At 34.2% G+C, this 25,299-nt stretch carries 25 protein-coding genes; 13 read left to right on the forward strand and 12 right to left on the reverse strand.

Translation table 11 applies throughout. The annotated features are described in order from the left end of the window. Window positions 1-4: 4 nt before the first annotated feature. The 4 genes from RT99_RS04290 to RT99_RS04305 form a co-directional block, all read right to left on the reverse strand. Window positions 5-451, reverse strand: a complete 447-nt coding sequence (locus RT99_RS04290; protein WP_042563506.1) for a T9SS type A sorting domain-containing protein — start codon at window positions 449-451, stop codon at window positions 5-7. Window positions 452-587: 136 nt separating this feature from the next. Beyond that, complete coding sequence (gene glmS / locus RT99_RS04295) at window positions 588-2,435, reverse strand: glutamine--fructose-6-phosphate transaminase (isomerizing) (protein ID WP_042563507.1); 1,848 nt, start codon at window positions 2,433-2,435, stop codon at window positions 588-590. A gap of 9 nt (window positions 2,436-2,444) precedes the next feature. Next, the gene (locus RT99_RS04300) at window positions 2,445-4,073 is read right to left on the reverse strand and encodes a DUF4270 domain-containing protein (RefSeq protein WP_042563508.1); all 1,629 of its coding nucleotides are present in this window, start codon (window positions 4,071-4,073) and stop codon (window positions 2,445-2,447) included. A 22-nt stretch (window positions 4,074-4,095) separates the two neighbouring features. After that, window positions 4,096-4,902 (reverse strand): glycogen/starch synthase, encoded by an 807-nt coding sequence (locus tag RT99_RS04305; protein ID WP_042563509.1) that lies wholly within the window; start codon window positions 4,900-4,902, stop codon window positions 4,096-4,098. Between the two features lie 78 nt (window positions 4,903-4,980). Here RT99_RS04305 and panC point away from each other — a divergent pair, with 78 nt between their 5' ends. From panC to RT99_RS04330, 5 genes are all read left to right on the forward strand, one after another. Then, window positions 4,981-5,859 carry a pantoate--beta-alanine ligase gene (gene panC, locus RT99_RS04310; protein ID WP_042563510.1) on the forward strand — a complete coding sequence of 293 codons (879 nt, stop codon included), beginning with the start codon at window positions 4,981-4,983 and terminating at the stop codon, window positions 5,857-5,859. Window positions 5,860-5,873: 14 nt separating this feature from the next. After that, window positions 5,874-6,224 (forward strand): aspartate 1-decarboxylase, encoded by a 351-nt coding sequence (gene panD / locus RT99_RS04315; RefSeq protein WP_026727479.1) that lies wholly within the window; start codon window positions 5,874-5,876, stop codon window positions 6,222-6,224. Window positions 6,225-6,589: 365 nt separating this feature from the next. After that, window positions 6,590-7,744, forward strand: coding sequence for an alpha/beta hydrolase (locus tag RT99_RS04320; RefSeq protein ID WP_042563511.1), 1,155 nt, complete (start codon window positions 6,590-6,592; stop codon window positions 7,742-7,744). Then, window positions 7,744-9,105, forward strand: coding sequence for a DNA repair protein RadA (gene radA, locus RT99_RS04325; RefSeq protein WP_042563512.1), 1,362 nt, complete (start codon window positions 7,744-7,746; stop codon window positions 9,103-9,105). The genes RT99_RS04320 and radA overlap by 1 nt, the downstream gene beginning before the upstream one ends. 161 nt (window positions 9,106-9,266) lie before the next feature. Beyond that, window positions 9,267-11,231 carry a transglycosylase domain-containing protein gene (locus tag RT99_RS04330; RefSeq protein WP_042563513.1) on the forward strand — a complete coding sequence of 655 codons (1,965 nt, stop codon included), beginning with the start codon at window positions 9,267-9,269 and terminating at the stop codon, window positions 11,229-11,231. 193 nt (window positions 11,232-11,424) lie between these two features. Here RT99_RS04330 and RT99_RS04335 read toward each other — a convergent pair whose 3' ends face one another. Together RT99_RS04335 and RT99_RS04340 are read right to left on the reverse strand one after the other, a co-directional pair. Continuing rightward, window positions 11,425-12,462: an aldo/keto reductase gene (locus RT99_RS04335; RefSeq protein ID WP_042563514.1), complete on the reverse strand. Its 1,038-nt coding sequence runs from the start codon at window positions 12,460-12,462 to the stop codon at window positions 11,425-11,427. A gap of 208 nt (window positions 12,463-12,670) precedes the next feature. Further along, window positions 12,671-13,615, reverse strand: coding sequence for an OmpA family protein (locus RT99_RS04340; RefSeq protein WP_042563515.1), 945 nt, complete (start codon window positions 13,613-13,615; stop codon window positions 12,671-12,673). Between RT99_RS04340 and RT99_RS25245 the strand changes: the two genes are divergently transcribed. Continuing rightward, complete coding sequence (locus RT99_RS25245; RefSeq protein ID WP_165587174.1) at window positions 13,569-13,823, forward strand: hypothetical protein; 255 nt, start codon at window positions 13,569-13,571, stop codon at window positions 13,821-13,823. The two genes, RT99_RS04340 and RT99_RS25245, sit on opposite strands and share 47 nt — an antisense overlap. A gap of 35 nt (window positions 13,824-13,858) precedes the next feature. Here RT99_RS25245 and RT99_RS04345 read toward each other — a convergent pair whose 3' ends face one another. Then, window positions 13,859-14,620 carry an exodeoxyribonuclease III gene (locus tag RT99_RS04345; protein WP_042563516.1) on the reverse strand — a complete coding sequence of 254 codons (762 nt, stop codon included), beginning with the start codon at window positions 14,618-14,620 and terminating at the stop codon, window positions 13,859-13,861. 118 nt (window positions 14,621-14,738) lie between these two features. Between RT99_RS04345 and RT99_RS04350 the strand changes: the two genes are divergently transcribed. The 3 genes from RT99_RS04350 to RT99_RS04360 all read left to right on the forward strand — a co-directional run bounded on the left by RT99_RS04350 (window position 14,739) and on the right by RT99_RS04360 (window position 18,683). Further along, window positions 14,739-16,541 (forward strand): lysophospholipid acyltransferase family protein, encoded by a 1,803-nt coding sequence (locus RT99_RS04350; RefSeq protein ID WP_042563517.1) that lies wholly within the window; start codon window positions 14,739-14,741, stop codon window positions 16,539-16,541. Between the two features lie 226 nt (window positions 16,542-16,767). Further along, on the forward strand, window positions 16,768-17,490 hold the full coding sequence (locus tag RT99_RS04355) for a hypothetical protein (protein ID WP_042563518.1): 723 nt from the start codon (window positions 16,768-16,770) through the stop codon (window positions 17,488-17,490). A 458-nt stretch (window positions 17,491-17,948) separates the two neighbouring features. Next, on the forward strand, window positions 17,949-18,683 hold the full coding sequence (locus RT99_RS04360; RefSeq protein ID WP_042563519.1) for a hypothetical protein: 735 nt from the start codon (window positions 17,949-17,951) through the stop codon (window positions 18,681-18,683). 357 nt (window positions 18,684-19,040) lie between these two features. Here RT99_RS04360 and RT99_RS04365 read toward each other — a convergent pair whose 3' ends face one another. From RT99_RS04365 to RT99_RS04380, 4 genes are all read right to left on the reverse strand, one after another. After that, the gene (locus RT99_RS04365) at window positions 19,041-19,505 is read right to left on the reverse strand and encodes a DUF2752 domain-containing protein (RefSeq protein WP_042563520.1); all 465 of its coding nucleotides are present in this window, start codon (window positions 19,503-19,505) and stop codon (window positions 19,041-19,043) included. Further along, on the reverse strand, window positions 19,480-19,857 hold the full coding sequence (locus RT99_RS04370; protein ID WP_042563521.1) for a DUF4234 domain-containing protein: 378 nt from the start codon (window positions 19,855-19,857) through the stop codon (window positions 19,480-19,482). The genes RT99_RS04365 and RT99_RS04370 overlap by 26 nt, the downstream gene beginning before the upstream one ends. A gap of 26 nt (window positions 19,858-19,883) precedes the next feature. After that, window positions 19,884-20,309 (reverse strand): DUF805 domain-containing protein, encoded by a 426-nt coding sequence (locus RT99_RS04375; RefSeq protein WP_042563522.1) that lies wholly within the window; start codon window positions 20,307-20,309, stop codon window positions 19,884-19,886. A gap of 227 nt (window positions 20,310-20,536) precedes the next feature. Further along, window positions 20,537-21,484: a 2-hydroxyacid dehydrogenase gene (locus RT99_RS04380; protein ID WP_042563523.1), complete on the reverse strand. Its 948-nt coding sequence runs from the start codon at window positions 21,482-21,484 to the stop codon at window positions 20,537-20,539. 104 nt (window positions 21,485-21,588) lie between these two features. Here RT99_RS04380 and RT99_RS04385 point away from each other — a divergent pair, with 104 nt between their 5' ends. Genes RT99_RS04385 through RT99_RS25905 form a run of 4 tightly spaced genes read left to right on the forward strand, consistent with a single transcriptional unit; the run spans window position 21,589 to window position 24,409 of the window. Beyond that, window positions 21,589-22,281 carry an aspartate/glutamate racemase family protein gene (locus RT99_RS04385; protein ID WP_042563524.1) on the forward strand — a complete coding sequence of 231 codons (693 nt, stop codon included), beginning with the start codon at window positions 21,589-21,591 and terminating at the stop codon, window positions 22,279-22,281. A gap of 3 nt (window positions 22,282-22,284) precedes the next feature. Further along, a complete protein-coding gene (nhaA, locus tag RT99_RS04390; protein ID WP_042563525.1) occupies window positions 22,285-23,427 on the forward strand; it encodes a Na+/H+ antiporter NhaA in 1,143 nt (380 codons plus the stop codon). A gap of 5 nt (window positions 23,428-23,432) precedes the next feature. Beyond that, window positions 23,433-23,954: a hypothetical protein gene (locus tag RT99_RS04395; protein ID WP_042563526.1), complete on the forward strand. Its 522-nt coding sequence runs from the start codon at window positions 23,433-23,435 to the stop codon at window positions 23,952-23,954. 35 nt (window positions 23,955-23,989) lie between these two features. After that, window positions 23,990-24,409, forward strand: a complete 420-nt coding sequence (locus RT99_RS25905) for a c-type cytochrome (RefSeq protein WP_052483564.1) — start codon at window positions 23,990-23,992, stop codon at window positions 24,407-24,409. A 79-nt stretch (window positions 24,410-24,488) separates the two neighbouring features. Here the strand turns inward: RT99_RS25905 and proC are convergent, their stop codons facing one another. Next, window positions 24,489-25,265 (reverse strand): pyrroline-5-carboxylate reductase, encoded by a 777-nt coding sequence (gene proC, locus RT99_RS04405; RefSeq protein WP_042563527.1) that lies wholly within the window; start codon window positions 25,263-25,265, stop codon window positions 24,489-24,491. Window positions 25,266-25,299: the final 34 nt, after the last annotated feature.

Consider the following 25,299-nt stretch of genomic DNA (forward strand, 5'->3'; position numbering starts at 1 on the left):
GCGTTTATTGTTTGATGATTTTAATCGATTTTTCTCCTCCGCCTTTGTATGACATCAATACAATATAAATTCCCGAAGGATACTGCTGAAAAGGTATTGTAAGATTATTTTCCTGAAGGCTTTGTTGATAAGATCTTAAAACCTGACCTGTTACTGAATATAATTGTACTGAAGTGATGTAATTATCATTCAATAGCTGCCATTGTAAATACAATTCTTCTTTTACGGGATTGGGATAATAAGAGATAACATCTTTTTCTGAAAACTGTAATAAATCATCTTGAGTAATAGCCTCAATTTCTTTTATCTCATCAACTGATTTTGAAAGGCAGTTAATGCAAAGTATTCGGGTGATTTGATTTCCTGCAGCGTCGTAACTAAAGGTTAGTTTTGTTTGAGCATTTGCTGAGAAACACAGTATAAAAAGAGCAATAAATAAATATTTTTTCATGAAACAAGAGTATAATAATACATTTTCGGCAAATATAAAATTATAATTCAATCCCTACAAAAAAAATGTTAATAAACTCATAAAAAAAGCGAGACCTAAGTCTCGCTTTTATAGCATTATAAATATTTTATAAACTTTATTCTACAGTAACAGATTTTGCCAAATTACGAGGCTGATCAACATTACAGCCTCTCATTACAGCGATGTAATAAGAAAGTAATTGCAACGGAATCGTAGTAATAAGTGGTGACAAAGCATCTGAAGTTTCAGGAATCTCGATTACATAATCGGCTAACTCGCGAACTTGAGTGTCACCTTTTGTAACTACGGCAATAATTTTACCGCTTCTTGATTTTATTTCCTGAATGTTGCTTACAATTTTATCGTAATGACCTTGTTTAGGCGCAATTACAATAACCGGCATGTGCTCATCAATCAATGCAATTGGACCATGCTTCATTTCTGCTGCCGGGTAACCTTCAGCATGAATGTAAGAGATCTCTTTTAATTTTAAAGCACCCTCTAATGCAACCGGGAAGTTATATCCACGACCTAAATACAAACAGTTTGGAGCATCTTTAAAAGCTGCTGCAATTTCTTTTGCTCTGTCGTTTGTCTGTAATGCCTCTGCTACTTTTTCAGGAATTATTTCTAATTCTTGCAAGTAAGTATGATAGTCTGTATTTGACAATGTACCTTTAGCTTTACCTAATCGCAAAGCGATCATAGTTAAAACCGTAATTTGAGTTGTAAATGCTTTTGTTGAAGCTACTCCAATTTCAGGTCCTGCATGCGTGTATGCTCCAGCATGACTTTCTCTTGAAATAGAAGATCCTACAACGTTACAAACACCAAATACAAAAGCACCATTTTCTTTTGCTAATTTAATAGCCGCCATTGTATCGGCAGTTTCTCCTGATTGAGAAATCGCGATAACAACATCGTCTTTATTGATAATTGGGTTACGGTATCTAAATTCAGAAGCATATTCAACTTCAACCGGAATACGGGTAAACTCTTCAAAAATATATTCTGCTACTAAACCTGCGTGCCATGAAGTTCCACAAGCAACAATTAGAATACGTTTTGCATTTAAGAATTTCTCTAAATTATCTTCAACACCAGCCATCTGAACTATTCCTTCATTAGCATGAAGTCTTCCTCTGTAGGTATCTTTGATAACGCTTGGCTGTTCGTATATTTCTTTTAACATGAAATGATCGTAGCCGCCTTTTTCAATTTGCTCCAAATTCATCTGAAGCTCCTGAATATAAGGATCAACTAAAGAGTCATCTTTAATTTTTCTAACTTTAAGAGGTTTATGCAACCTAATGTTTGCCATTTCTCCATCTTCCAGATAAATAGCATTAGAGGTATATTCAATGAAAGGCGAAGCATCTGAGGCAATGAAGAACTCTCCTTCTCCAACTCCAATTGCTAACGGACTTCCTAATCTTGCTGCTACAATTTCGTTTGGATTTTTTTTATCAAAAACCGCAATCGCATAAGCACCTACAACTTGGTTTAAAGCAATCTGAACTGCTTTACCCAATTTTATATTTTCTTTTTTCTGAACTTCTTCAATCAAATTCACCAATACTTCTGTATCTGTATCTGATTTAAAAGTATATCCTCTCTTTTTTAATTCTTCTTTAAGAGGTGCATAATTCTCAATAATTCCGTTGTGAATAATTACTAATTCACCAGAATTTGAAAGATGCGGATGTGAGTTTACGTCGTTTGGAACCCCGTGAGTAGCCCAACGAGTGTGTCCAATTCCTATAGTTCCGTTTGTAGTAAAATTATCTTTTGCTTTCTCTTCAAGATCTGAAACCTTACCTTTTGTTTTACAAAGTTTTATACCTGAGTTATCATATAACATAACCCCGGCACTGTCATATCCTCTGTACTCAAGACGCTTTAATCCTTTTATAATAATAGGATAAGCCTCTCTATGACCGATATATCCAACAATTCCACACATATATATTTATTAATTTGGTTTCGTGTAGTAAATCTCAAGTTGTAATTTTTTGCCAGTTGGGATTGTTGAACTTGATGCACCTCCGTACAATACTGTTCCTACCGGCGTTATAACTGTCGATCGTGGCGCTTCTGAAATAACGCTGTTTTTTAATTTCAACTTATTCGAAGCTGTAATACTAATATCATCAATAGCAACTAAACCTAATCTAACATTTTTAGCAGTAGCATTTTTTATGATATTTCGAATATGATTAGTTAATCTTATTTTATAATACGATCCTCTTTTAGTAGTCGAATTTACATTGACTATACCACCGTAAATAACTTTTGTCATTCGAGGATCAGTTGTTATACTTGTACTACCATCTGTTGCATAATCTACAATTGGTAAATTATTATCTAAGTCATATAAGTAAACTCTTTTCGGCTCTTTTGCCATTTTTTTAATATCAGTACTACCATCAGCAGTTTTAGCCATTTGTAAAGTATCGATATAAAAAACCAAATTTGCTTCGTTAACCAGCCATTTATTGGCTCTAATTTCTTCTAGTTTAGCAGCAAGACCATTAAGTTCTAATACAGCAAGTGATCCCTGACCTCCTTTTAAGAAAAGTCTTTCATCTCCTGCCGGATTCGGATTTTGTATTGCAGTTGCATAGTCGGAACTTTTGGCATCCTTAAGTAAACTAGCTGTACTTCCTGTTAAATTAATAACCAATGTTCTGTCTTCTACAGTTTCCCCATCAGTCGTAATATCAGTTTTAGCCTTGTATTTAATAGTAATTTTACCTTTTGTAAAATCCATCAAAGCCATATTACTTGGATCACTCCCTGATCTTTCTACTTGAAAATATAATCCTCTGAAATATTCCTGAAAAACATCAGCAGTAGCAAGTTTTGCAGCCGGAGCACTCAATATTTTACTTTGAAAAAAGGCATTATCTAAATTCAAACGCATTTCGGGAGCAACTTTTGTGGTAACTTCTTTACCATCAGTAGTTGTTACATCAGTGATTTGTTTTGCGTCAAAAAAGAATTGATCATTTTCTAATACACCTCCTGTATTTAATCGACTACCAACTTTTTTTGTATCAAAATTTATATATTCTGGAACACCAGTATCGGTATCCATATCGGTATTATACAATTGTGCAAATTGATTACCACCATCAAAATAAGAAGCACGCATTTGAACACCAGACTCGTAAACACTTAATTTTAACTTTCCTTCCGGCGCTCCATAAATAGAGTCTAATGCATAAGTACTACTCCCATCAAGGTTAGTGGCTGTTATATGACTAAAATAAGGCACGCTAAGTACAACACTTTGTATTACCGGCGATTCTCCAATAGAAGGAGCATAAGCAGCAAGTGCAACCTGCGTGGTATAATTTGCTGTTGTTGTTCCTAAAACCGGATTATCATAAATACCTAAAGCATTTACTGTCAAAGAATTTGACTGAATTGGTGTTACTTCCTGATTGTAAGCCAAAACATCATATTTTTCAGATTCAAGACCAAAATGATCGTCTCCAATCAAATCATCTCCAATGGCATTAAAATCTTTGTCGCAAGAATATAAAAGAACTACAGTACTTATTAATAGAATTTTCTTAAAGAAAGAAGTATTATACATGTTTAAAAATAAAGTTTAAAATTTAAAGACCCATCGTTTTATAGAAATTTGTATACGCTTCTGCGAATGCATCTTTCGTGGCGAAAGGTAAAAAAGGTTTTCCTGAAGATTCTATAAATTTTGTTAAACTTGGCGATACATTTTCAGATGCAATGATAACAGCATCAGAATGTAATATACTCGCCTTTAGAACATTCTCATAATTTGGAGTTTCCAAATCAGCAATTGCTTCATGAGGAACACCGTCAAATTTCACCTTATTAATCATTTCTAAATCTAAATTTTCATCAAAAGATTGCCCGTAAACAGATGTTACGATTTTTGTTTCAGAAAATAAAGCTTCGTTTTTATAGTAATGTTTCATGTAAATTGGCAACATAGCAGCCAGCCAGCCATGAACGTGAATAATATCCGGAACCCAATTTAGTTTTTTTACTGTTTCAACAACTCCTTTTGCAAAAAATATTGCTCTTTCGTCATTATCAGGGTACAGTGCTCCCTCTTCGTCAGCAAAAGTTGCTTTACGTTTGAAATATTCATCATTATCAATAAAATAAACCTGAATTCTTTCTTTCGGAATTGAAGCTACCTTAATAATCAATGGCATATCTAAGTCGTTCACTACCAAATTCATTCCTGAAAGTCTAATAACTTCATGCAACTGGTGTCTTCTTTCGTTGATATTTCCATATCTTGGCATGAAAATTCTTATCTGACCTCCCTGATCATTAATCATTTTGGGAACGTCATAAGACATTAAAGAAACTTCATTTTCAGCCAAATAAGGCACGACTTCAGATGATACATATAATATCCTCTTATCTTTCATAATAGTATTTTACTTAATTTTTGGTAATAAAAACGTTGCAAAATTACAAAAATTTATGCAGTTTATAACTAATATATTATGTTTGCACTAAATTTTAATATTACCAACATGCATATTTTCTACGGTAAAGTAGCTTTGATAGCCTATTTAAAAACTATCAAAACGGCAAATTCGACCATCGGGTTTGTTCCTACAATGGGTGCTTTACACCAAGGGCATCTGGCTTTGATGCAAAGATCCCTTAAAGAAAACGACGATACTGTAGTAAGTATTTTCGTAAACCCAACTCAATTCAACAATCCCGAAGATCTGGCAAAATACCCTAGAACTTTAGAAGAGGACGTAAAAAAAATGCGTGGTTTGAGCGATAAAATGATTCTCTATGCTCCTTCTGTAGAAGATATTTACGAAGGAAATACGGTTTCACAGGATTTTGATTTTGACGGATTGGAAAATCAAATGGAAGGAAAATTCAGACCCGGACACTTCAATGGCGTTGGCACGATCGTAAAAAGGCTATTTGAAATTGTAACTCCTACAAATGCTTATTTTGGCGAAAAAGATTTTCAGCAATTGCAGATCGTTAAAAAAATGGTCGAAAAAAATCATTTGCCGGTAAATGTTGTAGGCTGCCCTATTTTTAGAGAAGAAAACCAATTGGCAATGAGTTCCAGAAATGAACGCTTAACTCCCGAAGAGAGAAAAGAAGCTGCTATCATTTATAAAACTTTAACCGAAGCAAAAGAAATATTCAAAACAAAAAGTCCGGAAGAAACAATCGAATTTGTAGAAAATTCTTTCAAAGACAATGAAAAATTCGATTTAGAATATTTCGTAATTGCTGACGAATCTACATTATTACCTATCGATCTTAAAAGAGAAGGCAAAAATTACCGCGCATTTATAGCAGTATTTGTTAATTCTATTAGGTTGATTGACACCATTTCATTAAATTAATTTACCTTTGCAACATGCAAATTCAAGTTATAAAATCTAAAATTCATCGAGTAAAAGTAACCGGCGCCGATTTAAATTATATTGGCAGCATTACTATTGATGAAACTTTACTAGAAGCTTCAAACATAATTGAAGGCGAAAAAGTATCTATTGTAAATATCAATAATGGTGAACGTTTTGAAACTTATGCTATTAAAGGAGAAAAAAATTCAGGTGAAATTACACTGAATGGTCCTGCAGCCAGAAAAGTTCAAAAAGACGATATTATCATTATTATATCTTATGCAACCCTGGAATTTGAAGAAGCTAAAACCTTCAAACCATGGATCATTTTTCCAAATGAAAACGATAATTCGCTAACGTAAGCTTTCCTTTTAAACTTAAATCTACTTTTAGTTTGTTCCAATTTTGATGGTACAAACAGTATTTTATTGGCTTAAATTCAATATTGATTTTAAAGAATTAATCCCAAACCTACGGAATGATAAAAAATTAACCGCAAAGCGCGCAAAATTTTTATTCAGTTTGTGTTAAGCAAACACAAAGTTCGCAAAGCTTTGTCTTTAACTTTGCGTAAAATCTTTGCGAGCTTTGCGGTTAATTTTGATTTATTTATTTAAATCTGACCTACATTGCTATTTTAAAAATCCTACAATAATAAAAAAGCAAATAAAATGTTATATTGCTACACTATTTCAATACTTTTTAATCCACTGAAATACCCCAAATCATGAGAAAAGTTTACTTACTATTTGCTTTAATTTCCATCTCGGCTTTTGCCCAGAAGAAATTTGACAACATTCAATCTGAAAAACTTGGAGAAGAACGAAGAATTACAATCGGACTTCCGGAATCTTACGAAGCCAATCCTGAAAAAAAATATCCTGTTTTATATTTATTAGACGGCGATTATTTATTTGATCCTTTTTCAGGTGCCGTAAGTTATGGTACTTATTGGGGCGATTTGCCCGAAATGATTATCATTGGTATTCATCAAAATAAAAACGACGAAAGAGAAGACGACACCACTATTGACCAAAATGAAGGACTTCCTTTTGAAAAAGGCGCGGAGTTTTTTGAATTTGTTGGTGCAGAATTAGTTCCTTATATCGAAAAAAAATACCGCACTTCGCCTTTTAGAATTATTGCCGGTCATGATCTTACAGCAAGTTTTGTCAACTTTTATTTGTACAAAGAACAACCGTTGTTTAACGCTTATATTTGTTTTAGTCCAGAATTGGCTCCTAAAATGGAAGTTCGAATTCCGGAGAAATTTGCAAAAGTAACAGAACCTGTATTTTACTATTTATCTGCTGCAGATGGTGACAATAAAAAAATCAAAGAACCAATAGAAAAATTAGACAGCAATATTAAACTTGCCAATAATCCTCTGGTGAACTACAAATACGATTTATTTAAAGGCACAACACATTATACTCAGGTTTTACATGCAATTCCGAGTGCTTTGTACCAAATTTTTGAAGTATACAAACCTATAAATTCAGCAGAATACAATGATAAAATTGCTGTTCTTGAAACAGGATATGCTGATTATTTAGAAAATAAATACAACACAATGTCTAAAGTTTTGGGCGTTCAGATTCCGGTGAGAATGAGTGATTTCAAAATAATTGAAAACCTTATCCTTAAAAAAAATGCGTATGATGAATTAGGCAAAATGGCCGAAATTGGAAACGTAAATTATCCAAAAGCCATGTTGGGCGAATATGAATTAGGATTAATGTACGAAAAAATGGGAGATCCAAAAAGAGCTTCAAAAAAATATCAAAATGCATCGCAAATGGAACCAATTGGGGATTTGAATAAAGATGTGATGTACGAGAAAATCGACGAAATGAATACGCTTGCTAAAAAAACCAAATAATGTCTAAAGTTAAAACTTCCTTTTTTTGCCAGAATTGCGGAACCCAATATGCCAAATGGCAAGGGCAATGCAATGCCTGCAAGGAATGGAATACTATTGCTGAAGAAATTATTCAGAAGCAGGAAAAGGTAGCCTGGAAAAGTGAACCCACTTCTACCAGTAAAGCACCGCGACCTTTAAAAATTAATGAAATTGATTCGGCTCAGGAAATTCGAATGGATACAACTGATGGCGAATTGAATCGTGTTTTAGGCGGCGGAATTGTTCCTGGCTCTCTGACACTTTTAGGAGGTGAACCGGGAATTGGAAAAAGTACGCTTTTGCTTCAAATTTCTTTAAAACTGCCTTATAAAACTTTATATGTTTCCGGAGAAGAAAGTCAGAAACAGATAAAAATGCGCGCCGAAAGAATAACGCCAAATAGCGATAACTGCTATATTTTGACGGAAACTAAAACGCAAAACATATTCAAACAAATTGAAGCAATTCAGCCGGAAATTGTCATTATCGATTCCATCCAGACTTTACATACAGATTATATTGAATCGACAGCCGGAAGTATTTCTCAAATTAGGGAAACAACTGCCGAACTGATCAAGTTTGCCAAAGAAACTAATATTCCGGTTATTTTAATCGGGCATATTACGAAAGACGGAAATATCGCCGGACCAAAAATCCTGGAACACATGGTTGATACCGTTTTACAGTTTGAAGGCGATCGAAATCACGTTTATAGAATTTTACGTTCGCTAAAAAACCGTTTTGGTTCGACTGCCGAACTGGGAATTTATGAAATGCTGGGAAGCGGTTTGCGAGAAGTAAGCAATCCGTCAGAAATATTGATTTCGCACAAAGACGAAGAAATGTCGGGAACAGCGATTGCCACAACCATGGAAGGCATGCGCCCGTTAATGATCGAAATTCAATCTTTGGTAAGCACCGCAGTTTACGGAACGCCGCAGCGCAGTACTACTGGCTACAACGCCAAACGGCTAAACATGATTTTGGCAGTTTTAGAAAAAAGAGCCGGATTTCGTTTAGGCGCAAAAGACGTATTCCTGAATGTTACCGGAGGAATTTCTGTTGATGATCCGGCAATTGACTTAGCTGTTGTTGCCGCTATTTTATCTTCAAATGAAGATATTCCGATTACGAAAGGCTTTTGTTTTGCCGGCGAAGTTGGTTTATCCGGAGAAATTCGTCCTGTAAATCGTGTAGACCAACGTATTCAGGAAGCCGAAAAACTAGGATTCAATACTATCTTTGTTTCAAAATACAATAAAATTGCCTTAAAAAACACAGGAATCAAAATTGAACTTGTTGCCAAGATTGAAGATGTTTCCAGTTTTCTTTTTGGTTAAATTTTTGTTTGCCACGAATTTCACAAATTAAACACGAATTTTTATTTAAATTTAATGTGAAATCTTACATATCCAAGTCATATATAATTCGAGAAATTAGCGAAATTCGTGGCAGAAAATTTACACCACGAAAATTCCTTAAATTTTTATAAACCTACTTTATGAAATTTCCAAAACAAAAAATATTAAAAGCACTTCTAATACTTGCCCTGGTATTGGTAGTGCTTTTTTTAGGTCTTTACTTTTTTCGCGATTCACTTTTAAAACAAGCCATTGCAAAAGTTACCTTGAAAATGAATACAGAATATGACAGTAAATTTTCTGTAAAATCAGCTTCATTTGAAGGATTATCCGGAATCAAATTAACTGATGTTATTTTAGTTCCTAATAATGCGGACACGCTTTGCCACATTCAAAAAATAGAAACCAGTATTAGCTTATCGAATTTATTAATTGGAGATGTTCAGGTTGGAACTTTAAAAATCAACGATGGTTATATTCAATTAGTAAAAAAGGGAAAAGTCCGTAATTTTGATGCTTTCCTAAAAAGAGATAAATCAGATTCTGATACAAACGAAAAACGCAAATATGCCACTTTTGCTTATCAAATCATTTCGAAGCTATTAAATTTAGTTCCAACAGACATGAAATTGGAAAACCTGAATTTTAAAATTGATGACAATGGTAAAAAAGCCTCTATTGAGATCAATAAACTCGTTTTAGACAATAAACAGCTTGAAACGAACCTTCATGTTCAAAGTAAAAATTTTGATCAAAAATGGAATATTAAAGGATTTGCTGATCCCAGAAATAAAAAAGCAGATATTCGGTTTTTTAATCTTGATACCGGAGCCATTCGCGTTCCGTATCTTGACGAACGTTACAATTTCAAGGCAAGCTTTGATTCTATTCGATTAAACGTTGCCAATATTGATAAGGACGGAAGTGAATTGCATATTGATGGCTATACTTCTATCACGAATTTAAAAATCAATCATCCAAAAATAGCCAGTAAAGATGTTGTAATTAAAAATGCCCGTTTTGATTATCGTTTTCTGCTTGGTGACGATTTTATTTCGATCGACAGTACTTCTACAATGCAATTGAACAAAATAAAAGTAAAGCCTTACGTTTCGTATAATACGGAAAAAGACACGGTTTATACTTTACAAGTTGAGATTCCGAAGATGCAGGCACAGGATTTTATTGTTTCCTTGCCAGACGGATTGTTTACCCATTTTCAGGGAATGGAAGCGACGGGAATTTTCGATTATAAATTGGATTTCAAATTCAATAAAAACAAACCTAATACTTTAGTTTTTGACAGTAAACTAAACAAACAAGATCTAAGAATCACGAAATATGGTGAAGCCGATCTTAATAAATTAAACAGAGAATTTGTTTATCGCGCTATCATTCAGAATGTATTGCAACGTCCGGTTTTGGTTGGAAGTGCAAATCCCAATTATACACCTTTAGACCAAATCTCGCCTTATTTACGAAAATCAGTATTGACAACAGAAGATCCTTCTTTCTTTTCGCATCGAGGGTTTATAAATGAAGCCTTCAAACAATCTATTCTGAAAAATATCAGAACTAAGAAATTCTCTCGCGGTGCCAGTACGATCAGCATGCAATTGATTAAAAACGTATTTCTAACCCGTGAAAAAACGCTTTCGCGTAAGCTGGAAGAAATTCTCTTGGTTTATATTTTAGAAAATAACAGAGTTGTAAGCAAAGAAAGAATGCTTGAAGTTTATTTCAACATTATCGAATGGGGACCAAACGTATACGGAATTGGTGAAGCAAGTCAATTTTATTTCCAGAAAAGTCCATCAGGTTTAAATGTAGACGAATGTTTGTTTTTGGCGACAATTATTCCAAAACCAAGAAAATTCATGTATCAGTTTAATGATGAAGGAAACCTGAAAGATTATGCCGTAAAAAATCAAAAATTCTTAAGAAACTTAATGTTCCGCAGAGGCCTCCTAATTCCTGAAGATACCATTGGCCAGTTTCCTGTTTATATTTCCGGAAATGCGCGTTCGTTAATACGAATCAAAGCACCGGATTCAACAGCAATTAAAAATGATTCTTTGGCGATGGAGGAGGAATTTGATTTGTAAACGATTTGCCACGAAGACACCAAGGCACAAAGTATTGTCATTTCGACCGAAGGGAGAAATCACACTCGTGAATCTACAAAGAGAATCTACAATCTTTGTCGAGCTTCTAGTGTGATTTCTCCCTTCGGTCGAAATGACACAAAATGCAAATAAATAATAAATATTTGTGTCTTAGCGTCTTCGTGGCAATAACTTACGGAGCCGGATCTGGAATAATAGCCTGTACTTTATCAATTTCGGCTAAAATTTCTTTTGAAAGTACAACATCAATCGTATCGATATTTTCTTTTAATTGTTCCAATGTTGTAGCGCCGATAATAGCACTGGTTAAAAATGGCTGCTGCAACACAAAAGCCATTGATAATTGCGTTAACGTCAATCCGTGTTTATGGGCGATTTCCTGATATAATTTTGTTGCCTGTGTACATTGATCGCTTCCGTAACGAGTATATTGCGGGAAAAGTTTAACCCTGGCTTTTGGATGTTCTTCTCCGGTTAAAAATTTGCCAGTCAATGTTCCAAATCCTAAAGGTGAATATCCTAACAAACCAACATTCTCATGGATTGCAACTTCGGCTGAACCAACTTCAAAAAGACGGTTTAGTAAATTATATGGATTTTGAACCGTTTTAATTCTTGGCAAATTTTGATATTTGCTTTCTTCCAGAAAACGCATCATTCCCCAGGCATTTTCGTTAGAAACTCCGATGTGTTTTATTTTTCCTTCTTTAATTAATCCGTCAAAAGTTTCCAGAACTTCTCTGAAATTATCTTCCCATGCATCATCCTGAACTTTAAAAGCACGCTGACCAAAAGTATTTGTTTTACGTTCCGGCCAATGCATTTGATACAAGTCGATATAATCTGTTTGCAGACGTTTTAAACTATTATCTAAAGCATATTTAATACTCGCAGGAGAAAAATCAAGTTTTTCGCGCATATAGCCAAAATTCGCGTTTGGTCCTGCAATTTTTGAAGCCAAAACTACTTTCTCGCGATTTCCTGATTTTTTAAACCATGTTCCGATAATTTTTTCCGTACTTCCGTAAGTTGCTTCACTTGCCGGAACCGAATACATTTCGGCAGTATCAAAAAAGTTAATTCCGCGTTCAAGAGCATAATCCATTTGGACATGACCCTCCGCTTCTGTATTTTGTTGCCCGAAAGTCATGGTTCCGAGACAGATTTTACTAACTTTTATATCGGTGTTGGGTAAAGTTGTGTATTTCATTTTTTTATTTTTAAGGTTCAAAGTTGCAGAGGCTCAAAGGTACAAAGGGAGCATCCAATGGAAAATAACACAAAAGTTAAAAAAGGTACAAAATTATTTTTAATAGAATTGAGTTTGCAAAGCTCTGGATAAACTCAAAAAAAACTAAAAAGGCCCAAAGTTAAAAACTTTGAGCCTTTGTTCCTTTGGACCTTTGTAACTAAAAAACTTAGTTTATACTATTCAACATTTCAGCGATTTCATCTAATCTTGGCGTTAAGATGATTTCGATTCTACGGTTTTTGGCTTTTCCTTCCGGAGTGGCGTTGCTTGCCAATGGAGAAAATTCGCTACGACCTGCTGCAGTTAGTTTTTGTTTGTTGATTTTTGTGTTTTCACTCAAAATATTTACAATTGCTGTTGCTCTTTTTGTTGATAGATCCCAGTTGTTTGCAATTGGCCCTGAACCTGCATACGGATCATCATCTGTATGTCCTTCAATAAGAACTGAAAGATCAGGATTATCTCCAAGAACTTTTCCTAACTCTACAACTGCTTTTCTACCTTCGGTACCAACAGCCCAGCTTCCTGAATTAAAAAGTAATTTGTTTTCCATAGAAACATAAACTTTTCCGTTTTTCTGTTCCACTGTCAAACCTTTTCCTTCAAAACCGTTTAAGGCTTTCGATAAAGTTTCCTTTAATTTTTTCATTGCCGCTTCTTTGGCAGCAATCATTGCTTCAAGTTCGTTTAAGCGGTTTGCTGTTTTATCAAGACGTGCTTGTTCTTCGGCCAGTTTTTTTGATTTTGCTTCTAATTGCGCCAGCAATTCACGGTTTTTAGCCATATTGCTTTCTAATGCATCATTGCTATTTTTCTCCAATGCATTGTATGAATCCTGCAGTACTTTATATTTTTTTTGTTCAGCGGCAAGATCTGCTTTTTGTTTTGCAAGATCGTCTTTTGTGCCTGCCAAATCTTTTGTTAATTTATCACGATCTAATTCCAATTGATTTTTAGCTTTTTGCAAATCTGCATTTTGATCAGCAATGGAGCGATTTTCTTTTTTCAGATCTGAATATTTAGATTCAAGATCATTGTAAATTTTCTTAGAAACACACGAAGTCATGGATAAAGCTATTACTAGCAATCCGATGGAGGCTTTTTTAATCATCTTATTTTTTGGTTTTTATTTGGGGCTTATTAATAATTCAAAATTTCTTGTTTTACGGAGAGGCCTAGCCCTGATGGGAACGGCATCCTTTTGTGGCGGGGTTCGCCACAAAAGATATAGTGGACAGCAGGAAATAGCTCCTTCCTTTGACTCTGCTCAGGATGACAACTATAAATTCCAAAATGCTATAAACTATAATCGCATTTAAAACTGCTATTCTTTTAACAATAACAATACCAAACTTTATTCGATTTCAACTAAAACCGGACAATGATCTGAATGCACAGCATCTGGTAAAATTACAGCACGCTTTAATCTATGTTCTAATGAATCGCTTACTAAATTATAATCGATACGCCAGCCTTTGTTGTTTCCGCGGGCTCCGGCACGATAACTCCACCAAGAATAATGATGCGGATCTTTGTTGAAATGACGGAAACTATCGATAAAACCGGATTTTATAAACCCGTCAAGCCAGGCGCGCTCTGCAGGTAAAAATCCTGAAACGGTTTTATTACGAACCGGATCATGAATATCAATCGCTTCGTGGCAAATATTATAATCTCCGCAAATAATCAGGTTTGGAATCGTGATTTTAAGTTCGTTGATGTAGTTTTGAAAATCATCCATAAACATAAATTTATGATCAAGTCTTTCAATATTAGTTCCCGATGGAAGGTACAAACTCATTACCGAACAATCATCAAAATCAGCACGAAGGTTGCGACCTTCAAAATCCATATGCTGAATTCCGGTTCCGAAAACGACATTATTGGGTTTTATTTTAGATAAGATAGCCACGCCGCTATATCCTTTTTTGGTAGCCGGATAATAATATTGATAAGGATAACCCGCATCGGTAATTGCTTCCACAGGAATTTGTTCTTGTGTCGCTTTTATCTCCTGAAGACAAATAACATCAGGATTGGCTTGTTGCAGCCATTCTATAAATCCTTTTGTAATTGCCGCTCTGATTCCGTTTACATTATAAGAAATAATTTTCATTCAAGTTTTTTTTAGGAATCCAAATGTAATAAAAAAGTGGAAAGTTTGCATTTGTATCAACGAAAAGTAGAGTTTTTTGTTATCTTTGTTGGCTGCTCTAATAAATTAAAAATAGTACATGGGTTTAGTTACCGCGAAAGAAGTTGCAAAGGCAATAAATGTTGAGAAGTACGGAGTATTAGGTACTTTTTCAGGCTGGATTCTTATGAAGGTCCTTAAGATCTCTACCCTTAATAAAATTTACGATCATAACAAACATTTAGAGGATGTCGCGTTTTTAAACGGAATTTTGGATGAAATGGAAATCAAATTTGAAATTCCTGAAGAAGATTTAAAACGATTACCTAAAGATGGCGCTTATATTACTATTTCAAATCATCCGCTTGGAGGAATTGACGGTATTTTATTATTGAAATTAATGCTTGAAAGAGAGCCTAATTTCAAAATTATTGCCAACTTTTTATTACACAGAATTGTTCCGCTTAAAAAATATATCATGCCTGTTAATCCTTTTGAAAATCATAAGGATGCAAAATCGAGTGTTGTGGGAATTAAAGAAACTTTACGCCATTTAAGTGACGGAAAACCGTTGGGAATTTTCCCTGCCGGGGAAGTTTCAACCTATAAAGATGGTAAATTAGTAGTAGATAAACCTTGGGAAGAAGGCGCTTTAAAATTGATTAGAAAAGCAAAAGTTCCGGTTGTACCTATTTACTTTCACGCTAAAAACAGCAGATTATTCTATTGGCTTTCTAAAATTGACGATACTTTACGTACTGCAAAATTACCATCGGAATTATTGACGCAGAGAGATCGTGTTATTAAAGTTCGTATTGGTAAGCCGATTTCGGTAAACGAACAAAATGAAATTGAATCGTTTGAAGAGTATTCAGAATTTTTAAGAAAGAAAACCTATATGCTTGCCAATCCTTTTGAAAAGGACAGCAAATTAATAGATACAGCAAGTTTAAAAATACCAAAAGCACCCAAAAAAATTGTTACTCCGGCAAGTGAGTCGAAAATGATTGACGAGGTAAATGCTTTAAGAGGAAGCGATTGTCGCTTATTGCAAAGTAAAAACTACGAAGTATTTTTTGCAACAGCGAAATCTGTTCCGAATATTTTACATGAAATTGGACGTTTGCGTGAAATCACTTTCCGTGAAGTTGGTGAAGGAACAAACGAATCTATTGATTTAGACAAATTTGACCAATATTATCACCATATGTTTTTGTGGGATGATGAAACCAAACGAATTGCAGGTGCCTACCGTATGGGATTGGGATCTGAAATTTATCCGAAATATGGTCTTGAAGGTTTTTATTTGAATGACCTTTTTAGATTTGAACCGGAATTGCACGATATGATGCATAAATCTATCGAAATGGGACGCGCTTTTATCGTTAAAGAATATCAGCAAAAACCAATGCCTTTGTTTTTATTATGGAAAGGTATTATTCATACAACATTACGTTATCCTGAACATAAGTATTTATTGGGTGGAGTAAGTATCAGTAATCAATTCTCTGATTTCTCGAAATCATTGATGATCGAGTTTATGAAATCGAATTATTACGATCCCTATATTGCACAGTACATTCATCCTAAAAAAGCTTACAAAGTAAAACTAAAAGACGCTGACAAAGACTTTATTTTTGATGAAGCCGAATCAGATCTTAATAAGTTTGACAAAATTATTGACGAATTAGAACCAGGAAATTTACGTTTGCCGGTTTTAATTAAAAAATACATCAAACAAAATGCCCGCGTAGTTGCTTTTAACGTTGATCCGTTGTTTAATAATGCGATCGACGGTTTAATGTACATTCGCATTGCAGATATACCGGAAAGCACAATGAAACCGGTTATCGAAGAATTTCAAATAGAACTGGAACGTAAACTATCTGAAAAAGAAGACTAATACCCTATTTAAATTATACGCTGATTTTTTACAGTACTATCTAAACGCACAATAAAAGCCTAAATTATCTTATCTATTACCCTAAAGGTTTCCCTAAAAACCTTTAGAAGGTAATGCTATATGAAGAACATACCATTTTTTCGCCTATTATCTATTTTTTGAATATTGAATTTTTGTTGCCTGATTGCAGTTTAAAAACAAATACAAATCATTAATACTGAATAATATGAAAAACAAAACACTTTCTTCGGTTTTTATTATATGTTGTTATTGTTGTGTACATTCACAAACAAACAATAAAGTAGGTTTTACTACCTCAACACCTACCGAAATAATTGATGTAAACGGAACAGCTCGTGTAAGAGACATTCCGGCGAACGGAAACCCGAATGCCATTTATACAAAACCAGATGGTACCGTATCGACTGCAAAAGACCAGACATTTAACGCCACTAAGACTTTAGTAGTAGATGCAAATGGAGTTGTTGGGTCTATTGACGGAATAGCAATTACGGTAGCACCAACTATTAAAACAATACAATATAGCCGTACAGCTACTACTATTGATACAAATACACCTACGAATTCTGTAACTACAATTGGCATTTTATCAATACGCTTTACTGGCACGACCACCGGTAGCGGTAATTCGATTGAATTTAGGACCTCAGTAGCAAATCAGGTAACTGCATTTGCTGAAGTGTCTGGTGCCGGAGGAAATTACTTTGCTAACTGGAGAACCACTGCTGCTGCTGCAAACACATGGTACACGGCAACTGCACAAGGTGTCACCCCCGCTAACCGGGATACCTATGACTTAATGCTAACATTGCATAATTCACAAGAAATTTATCGTGTATCATTAATTTGTAATGGTTCTATAGCTGCGAGCGGTGGAATACCAGCAGTACCAGCTCAGGTTATTATTTTTGTCGAAAAACTGCAATAACAAAAGCATGCACGATCACGACTATTAAGGGAAAACTCCAGAAGAGTTCCCAGAACAAACACTAAGTAAATTATCTAAAATTTTTAAAGTCCCACTTGTTGGGACTTTTTTATTTATACCTGTTTCAAAAAGCCCATCATTTATATATACCTCACAAACACATACAAAAAAACGTTCAGCAGCCCTTAACATGGTTCAAACTTTTTCTATAGAATGAGATTAACGATTAACATTCTATTTTTTTATAATTCACATCAAGACCACTTTGTAACAGCTTTAATTTATTTACCCTAAAGTACAACTCTAAAAGCTTTTAGAGGTGATATTGCACTGAAAACATAACCTAATTTTGCCGTCTCAACTTTGATTAAGTCTTAATCCTTAAAACATTAGACTTTTTAGCGTGGTTGACAACCTAAAAATTTGAAAAAAATTATTAATCAGTAAATTAAATTAATATGAAAAACAAAGTACTTTCTTCACTTTTTATCTTATGTTGTGCTTTTGGGTACTCTCAAACAAACAACAAACTAGGTGTTAATATAAAAGCACCAACCGAGTCGCTAGACGTAAACGGAACAACTCGTTTAAGAGACCTTCCGGTAAGCGGGGCATTAAATGCAATTACTACAAAAACAGATGGTAGTCCATCTACGGCAAAAGACCAAACTTATAGCGCAACCAAAACTGTAGTTGTAGATGCAAACGGTGTCGTTGGAACTATAGATGGAATAGCAATTACTACTGCACCCAATATTAAGACAATACAATATGTACGTACTTCTTCGCCTATTAATGCAACTACAAAAACAACTTCTGTTACTACACTAGGTAATTTATCTGTAAGATATAACGGCGCCATTTCTACTCAGCTTAATGCGGTCGAATTTGTAACAGCCATTCCAACTCACGTTACCGCATTCGCACAAGTAGCGGGTGGAGGTCAGGCATGGGACAAAATTTTCTCTAACTGGCAAACTACCGTTTCATCAGGAGTTGCCACAGACTGGAAAACAGTATCGGGTCAAGCAGTAACACCAAATAATCGTGATACTTATAGCGCAATGATAACCTTACATAATACACAAGAAATCTACCGTGTATCGTTAATTTGCAACGGGGCTATAGCAGCTAGCAGTGGCGTTCCTAAAGTAGATGCTCAGGTTATTATCTTTATTGAGAAACTGCAATAAAAACATAACTTTTATAAAACTAATCAAAAACAAAAGAGCCAGATAACATAACGTTATCTGGCTCTTTTTTATATATTCTTTTAGTTTAGGCAAATAAAAATCCCATTCGCATCAGCAAATGGGATTCTTTTAATTACAATTTTTATTTAAAACTAATTTATGATGAGCAATCAGTTTTATAGTTTTAGAAAGCTTTATACGACCTTTTAAATCTGAAACAAAACTAGAAGTCTCAAAGGTTAATTTTGTGCCTGATAAGTCATTATTGTATTAAAAAAAGGCGTGCCAGAAAAAGAAAACCTATTATTTAGAAACATAAAAAAATCCCATTCCTGACTGAATGGGATTTTTTTATGTTTAAAACCAAATCGACTGATGCATTATATCATCAATTGAATTGTTTTTTACAAAAAGAATCAATCGTATAAAATGATAAATAGCTAAAAAATAAGCCAATCTATAGGCCAGTTTTTTATTGTATAATAATCCTGTAAAATATTCTTTTTTGGTAATAATTTCTGTTACCAACACAATAATAGTTACCCAGCAAAAAGCAATTACAAAAGGCCCTAAAATGTGGTAACTAATAGATTTGTATAAATCTCCCTGATAAAAATAAACCAGTGATTTTGTAATACCACAACCAGGACAAGGAAATCCCGTGACCATTTTAAAGGGACAAAAAGACTGATCCGACTCTAAATGATCGTTATGATTATTAAGCATTAAAAAAAACGGAACTATCAGTGTAATTGCTGCACCGATAATTCCGTAAATTTTACGTTTTATTCTACTATTATTTGTATAATCTGTTGATGTCACCTTGTACAATCATTGCTGCTGCAATAGGAAAAAAGAATCCTAAAACAATTAATAAAGTAGACTGATCTTTTTGAAGTTCACCAGTTTGCTCATACACTTTTGGCAAAGCTTCTTTTCCTGCTAAATAATAAAAATAAATATTTACCGGCATACAACATCCTGCAAAAATTGCAATTGGCTGCGAAATAACTTCTTTCTTTGCTACAGCATTAAAAACCTCTGCAACTTTAATGTTCCAATAAATTAAATACAATCCGCATGATAAAAATCCAAAAAGTAAAACCATAATAGGATCCACTTTAAATACTGGGATTGGCTCATTAAAATTGTTTGATGTTTCTTGTAATTCCATTTTCTATTATTTATATTTAGTTATTATTATTGTAATTCAACTTTTCCAATTTCATTAATTTCTTCGATATTGTTTTTAGGATCTTGTCCATAATCATTTGGACCTGAATCACCTTCTGTAAACAACAAAACAAGCAACCAGATACCTCCAATAAACGGAACCAGGCAGATAAAATAAAACCAGCCGCTTTTTCCAACGTCGTGCAATCTTCTTACTACTGCAGCCAAAGTAGGTATAAACGTTGCTAACGTATAAAGACCAAAAAAAGCATATCCAATTATTCCTCCTGTAACCGCATCGCCAAAAATGGCTCCAATGATAGCTCCAATAACAATTAATAAAATAGAAATTAATCCATTTGCAAGTGCAAAATACCAATATTCGCTTCTTCTGGCGCGACCTTTAAAGTTTGCATAGTTTTCAAAAACGACTTTTTTGTACCATTCAATCATAATTAATAAAATTAGTTAGTTTAATGCCTCCTCTTTTGGATTTTCGGCTTCTCCTTTTTAAAAATTTTGTTAAAATTCGAAACAATATTAACAAAAAATTATCTTAAAAACTAATTATGGAAATTACTTTTAAAAAGAAAAGGATTGTTATTACAACTTCAATCGAAATAACTGTAAATAGTGACTTTTCTGCAGAAATATTAAAATTTTCAATTTACTTATTCAATTTACTTAGAATAAACTTTTTTAATCTTATCTACAATAACCTGTGCCAGCCTTTCATGACTTTCGAATGTCCACCCTGCAATATGCGGAGTCAATAAAACATTCTTGGCTTGCAATAAATACTGAAAAGCTTCTGGCGTATTTTTATCTTGAAAAAGGGTTTCAAAAGATAATTTCTCATACTCCAGAACATCCAAACCTGCTCCCAGAACTTTTTTAACCTTCATGGCGCTGACCAAATCTGCCGTAACAATGTTTTTGCCACGCGAAGTATTTATTATCCAAAAGGGCTTAGAAAATGCATTAATAAAATTAGCATCAACCATTTTGTCTGTTTCAGGAGTCCACGGAAGATGTAAACTCAAAACATCCGCTTTTTGCTGTAATTCTTGCAATGAAACTTGTTTTGCATTTTCGTCTCCTACATTGTCCAAAATATCATAACATAAAACCTCTACCTCAAAACCACGAAGTTTTTTAGCAAAAGCTTTACCCATGTTTCCATAACCAATAATACCAACTGTTTTGCCGTCAAGTTCGTGACCGCGATTACTTTCGCGATTCCAGTGTCCCGCTTTTATTTCGGCGTCTGCCTGATTTAAATTATTAAATAAAGACAAAATTACACCAAGTGAATGTTCTGCAACAGCGTTGCGATTACCTTCCGGGGCCGCAATTAAGTGTATTCCTTTTACTTCGGCATAGTCACAATCGATACTTTCTAAACCCGCGCCAACCCTGGCAATAAACTGTAAATTGGTTGCTTTATCCAGGAATGTTTTATCAATTTTAAAACGGCTTCGAATTACGATTCCGTTATAATCCTGGATTTTTGCTTCGACTTCTTCTTTTGATGATTTAAAATCGGCGTGATTTTCAAAACCAGCTTCTTCTAATTGCGCCCAAAGTATGGGATGGTTGCTGTCGATATGTAGAATTTTAGTACTCATAAATTAAAAACTTTATTAGGAAAACAAAGTAACAAAAAATAGCCTTTATTATTTTAACAAAATAAATTTGGGAAGAAATGCGTAAATTCGCATAAAAGGGATTTATGAAAACAATTGGCTTAATTGGCGGAATGTCCTGGGAAAGTTCTTCGTTATATTATCAAATAATAAATCGAACGACGCAGGAGAAACTAGGTGGTGTACATTCTGCAAAATGCATATTATATTCTGTAGATTTTAATGAAATTGCCTTACTGCAAAAAGAAGGAAACTGGGAAAAACTAGGCGAATTAATGGTTGAGGCCGCTCAAAGTCTAGAAAAAGGCGGTGCCGATTTTATCATATTATGTACAAACACGATGCATAAATTATCTGACGAAATAGAAGCCAGCGTTTCGATTCCATTAATTCATATTGGTGATGCTGCCGCTCAAAAAATTAAAGAAAAGAATTTTAAAAAGGTAGGTTTATTAGGAACATCATTTACAATGGAACAGGATTTTTTTAAAGGCCGTTTATTAAACAGGCATCAAATAGAAACCATAATTCCGGATGAAACCCAAAGAGCAGCAATACATAGAATTATATACGATGAACTGGTAAAAGGAATTGTAAATAATGAATCGAGAAATATTGTTTTAGAAATAATCTCTGATTTAATTGATAAAGGTGCAGAAGGAATTATATTAGGCTGTACAGAAATTGAACTCTTAATTACCAATGAATTTACTACTGCCGAATTGTTTAACACTGCAGAAATTCACGCCAAAAAAGCTGTCGAATTTGCATTAAAATAAAATATGAAACTAACGAAAACTTTTAAAGCTTTTTTTGAAAACGAAAAATCAGGAGGTCTTTTACTGCTTTTTGTCACTATACTTTCGCTTGGTCTTGCCAACTCTTCTTTACAGACAGAATACATTGCTTTGTGGGAAACAGATTTAGGCGGGCATTCGATCACGCATTGGATTAATGATGGTTTAATGACGATTTTCTTTTTACTGATTGGTTTAGAATTAGAACGCGAAATTTATCATGGTGAATTATCAAGTATAAAAAATGCATCTTTACCCATTATGGCGGCCTTTGGAGGCATGCTGGTTCCTGCAGCCATATTTCTGGCTTTAAATTACGGAACAAATACTCAAAACGGAGCCGGAATTCCTATGGCTACAGATATTGCATTTGCGATTGGAATTTTATCGCTTTTAGGCGATAAAGTTCCGCCATCATTGAAGGTGTTTTTAACAGCACTTGCCGTAATTGATGATTTGGGCGCTATCATTGTAATTGCTATTTTTTACACCACTTCTATCGCTTTTGTAAACCTTGCAATTGCCTTAGGAATTTGGGTATTCTTGTTTGTGTTGAACAGAATGAAAATTCATAACCTAATTCCGTATTTAATTGGCGGAGTTGCCATGTGGTATTTTATGCTGAATTCAGGAGTTCATGCCACTATCACCGGCGTTATATTGGCATTTGTGATTCCGTTTGGAGATGGCGGCGAAAAATCAGTTTCATACAAATTACAACACTTTTTACATAAACCGGTTGCCTTTATTATTTTGCCCTTGTTTGCTGTTGCGAATACCTGCATCGCCATCGGATCTGACTGGCATCAGGGATTAAATCATCCTAATACTTTGGGTATTATTTTAGGGCTTGTTATTGGCAAGCCACTTGGTATTTTACTTTTCTCTTTTATCGGAGTGAGCGCGGGATATTGCGTGCTGCCAAAAAAACTAAAATGGACACATATTTTAGGCGCAGGAATGTTGGGCGGAATAGGCTTTACAATGTCTATTTTTATTACAATCCTGGCATTTAAAGATCCGGAAGTTATTGTTTTCTCAAAAATCGCGATTCTGATTGCGTCTCTTCTTTCGGGAGTTTTCGGATTTGTTTATCTCAAATATATCTTGTCTAAGAAAAAAGCTTAATTACGATGAAACCAGTATTTACAGTCGTTTATATCATTCTTTCTGTTTTTTTAATTTCAGCTTGTACGAATAAAAAAGTAGAAAATGTCGTTGAAAAAGATATTCCTAAAACCGAAATTTCTGCTGAAATAAATAAAAATGAAGAATCAATTGAAGGGATTTATAAAACCGCCGAATGTGATATTTCTGTAGAAATAACAAAAAACAAAGACGGATATCAATACTTATTAAAAACAAATCTTCGTAAAGTAAAAGGCAAAGCAACTTTTTCTACAAATGAATCAGGCGAAAAATATCTGGTTCTGGAAGGAATAAAATGGGATGAATACGAAGGAGATATTAGCAATGAGGAAGAAAATGATTCTCTTGCCGATTCAAAACCTGAACACGAATTAGAAATTCCTATTGGAATTGACGCGAGTTATGTAAAAGACACGCTCACGATTCAGAATTATGGCAATGCGATGAATTCTTATACTAAGATTTCTGAGTGTGGTTTGAAGTACATTCAGCTTATAAAAAAGTAAAATTCTAAAATAATGAAATTCCAATTTTACTTTAAATGAAAAGAATCAATCAAATACTTTTTTCTTCTATAACATTGATCATTTTGCTTGTTGGGATAATATTATATCTAATAATAACATTTAAAGACCCGCAATCTGATTTGAATTGTCAAATTCCAATCCCTTTTTGTGGAACATCAAGTCCTAAATTAACAGAAAACCAATCTGAAGGAAAAGAAATATTTAATTCTGTTTGTGCAGCTTGCCACAAACTAGACGCAAAAAGTACTGGACCGGCACTTCGCAACTTAGATTCACTGGTCTTTGTAAAATGGATGATTGAGAAAAACCACAAAATCGACAGCACTAAAATTGATGAATTAGGTTTAGATTATCACAGAACGATGTTTAAAGATTTTATTAATGAAAAAAATCTTCCTTTATTAATAGATTATTGTTCAAGAATACGTTATTAAATTCTAAAAACAACAAATTCCAAACTCCAACTCATCAAGTTTGGAATTTGGAATTTAAAATATTGGAATTTCTTAAAAACTATCCCTTAATTTGTTTTAAAGAAGTCTTGATTCCTTTTATCAAAGAGGAACTGAAACCATTATGCTCCATTTCGTTCAAACCTACAATTGTGCATCCCTGAGGCGTCGTTACACGATCGATTAATTGTTCTGGGTGCACTTTTTCCTCTAATAACATTTTTGCTGCTCCTTTAACCGTTTGTGCTGCAATTGCCAAAGCCGTTTGAGAATCAAATCCAATTTCGATTCCGGCTTGCATTGAAGCGCGAATGTATCTTAACGCATAAGCTGTTCCGCATGCGCCAAGAACTGTTGCTGCGTCCATTAATTTTTCGTCGATAACAGGAGCAGTTCCTAAATCCTGAAACAAATCAACAATTGGCAAGGCTTTTTCCCTATCCTTTTCAGGGAAAGAAATACAAGTTGCTGATTCTCCAAATTGTGCAGCAATATTCGGCATGATTCTAACAACCGGATATTCGTTATTTGTTTTTGTCTGAAGCACTTCAAGAGACAAACCACTTACTGCCGAAGCAATAGTTTTACCAGCAATTACCGGTAAAATTTCTGCCAAAACAGTATCAACCTGATAGGGTTTTATAGTCAAAACCACAACATCGGCTTCCTGAATATTATGTTTGTTATCGTTAGAAACCGTGATTCCAAATTCAGTTAAATACTGAATACTGGCAATGTTTCTTCTCGTTACTGTAACCTGATTATTTTTAGAAAATTTTGCAATTCCCAAGGCAATAGAAACCCCAAGGTTCCCTCCTCCTATTATGTGTACTTTCATTTCTTATTTATTGGCTGGTTAATAGCATATTTTT

This window comes from Flavobacterium sp. MEB061 (genome assembly GCF_000834715.1).
Taxonomy (GTDB): Bacteria; Bacteroidota; Bacteroidia; order Flavobacteriales; family Flavobacteriaceae; genus Flavobacterium; species Flavobacterium pectinovorum.

What these genes read in the sequence shown, in the direction of transcription:
- RT99_RS25245 (WP_165587174.1), top strand. Translation starts at nt 13,569, where the DNA reads ATGGATAAAGCTATTACTAGCAATCCGATGGAGGCTTTTTTAATCATC.
- RT99_RS04305 (WP_042563509.1), bottom strand. Translation starts at nt 4,902, where the DNA reads ATGAAAGATAAGAGGATATTATATGTATCATCTGAAGTCGTGCCTTAT.
- RT99_RS04355 (WP_042563518.1), top strand. Translation starts at nt 16,768, where the DNA reads ATGAAAAACAAAACACTTTCTTCGGTTTTTATTATATGTTGTTATTGT.
- nhaA (WP_042563525.1), top strand. Translation starts at nt 22,285, where the DNA reads ATGAAACTAACGAAAACTTTTAAAGCTTTTTTTGAAAACGAAAAATCA.
- RT99_RS04345 (WP_042563516.1), bottom strand. Translation starts at nt 14,620, where the DNA reads ATGAAAATTATTTCTTATAATGTAAACGGAATCAGAGCGGCAATTACA.
- proC (WP_042563527.1), bottom strand. Translation starts at nt 25,265, where the DNA reads ATGAAAGTACACATAATAGGAGGAGGGAACCTTGGGGTTTCTATTGCC.
- RT99_RS04320 (WP_042563511.1), top strand. Translation starts at nt 6,590, where the DNA reads ATGAGAAAAGTTTACTTACTATTTGCTTTAATTTCCATCTCGGCTTTT.
- RT99_RS04350 (WP_042563517.1), top strand. Translation starts at nt 14,739, where the DNA reads ATGGGTTTAGTTACCGCGAAAGAAGTTGCAAAGGCAATAAATGTTGAG.
- RT99_RS04360 (WP_042563519.1), top strand. Translation starts at nt 17,949, where the DNA reads ATGAAAAACAAAGTACTTTCTTCACTTTTTATCTTATGTTGTGCTTTT.
- RT99_RS04380 (WP_042563523.1), bottom strand. Translation starts at nt 21,484, where the DNA reads ATGAGTACTAAAATTCTACATATCGACAGCAACCATCCCATACTTTGG.
- radA (WP_042563512.1), top strand. Translation starts at nt 7,744, where the DNA reads ATGTCTAAAGTTAAAACTTCCTTTTTTTGCCAGAATTGCGGAACCCAA.
- RT99_RS04330 (WP_042563513.1), top strand. Translation starts at nt 9,267, where the DNA reads ATGAAATTTCCAAAACAAAAAATATTAAAAGCACTTCTAATACTTGCC.
- RT99_RS04385 (WP_042563524.1), top strand. Translation starts at nt 21,589, where the DNA reads ATGAAAACAATTGGCTTAATTGGCGGAATGTCCTGGGAAAGTTCTTCG.
- RT99_RS04290 (WP_042563506.1), bottom strand. Translation starts at nt 451, where the DNA reads ATGAAAAAATATTTATTTATTGCTCTTTTTATACTGTGTTTCTCAGCA.
- RT99_RS04335 (WP_042563514.1), bottom strand. Translation starts at nt 12,462, where the DNA reads ATGAAATACACAACTTTACCCAACACCGATATAAAAGTTAGTAAAATC.
- RT99_RS04340 (WP_042563515.1), bottom strand. Translation starts at nt 13,615, where the DNA reads ATGATTAAAAAAGCCTCCATCGGATTGCTAGTAATAGCTTTATCCATG.
- RT99_RS04395 (WP_042563526.1), top strand. Translation starts at nt 23,433, where the DNA reads ATGAAACCAGTATTTACAGTCGTTTATATCATTCTTTCTGTTTTTTTA.
- RT99_RS25905 (WP_052483564.1), top strand. Translation starts at nt 23,990, where the DNA reads ATGAAAAGAATCAATCAAATACTTTTTTCTTCTATAACATTGATCATT.
- panD (WP_026727479.1), top strand. Translation starts at nt 5,874, where the DNA reads ATGCAAATTCAAGTTATAAAATCTAAAATTCATCGAGTAAAAGTAACC.
- glmS (WP_042563507.1), bottom strand. Translation starts at nt 2,435, where the DNA reads ATGTGTGGAATTGTTGGATATATCGGTCATAGAGAGGCTTATCCTATT.
- RT99_RS04370 (WP_042563521.1), bottom strand. Translation starts at nt 19,857, where the DNA reads ATGGAATTACAAGAAACATCAAACAATTTTAATGAGCCAATCCCAGTA.
- RT99_RS04300 (WP_042563508.1), bottom strand. Translation starts at nt 4,073, where the DNA reads ATGTATAATACTTCTTTCTTTAAGAAAATTCTATTAATAAGTACTGTA.
- RT99_RS04375 (WP_042563522.1), bottom strand. Translation starts at nt 20,309, where the DNA reads ATGATTGAATGGTACAAAAAAGTCGTTTTTGAAAACTATGCAAACTTT.
- panC (WP_042563510.1), top strand. Translation starts at nt 4,981, where the DNA reads ATGTTTGCACTAAATTTTAATATTACCAACATGCATATTTTCTACGGT.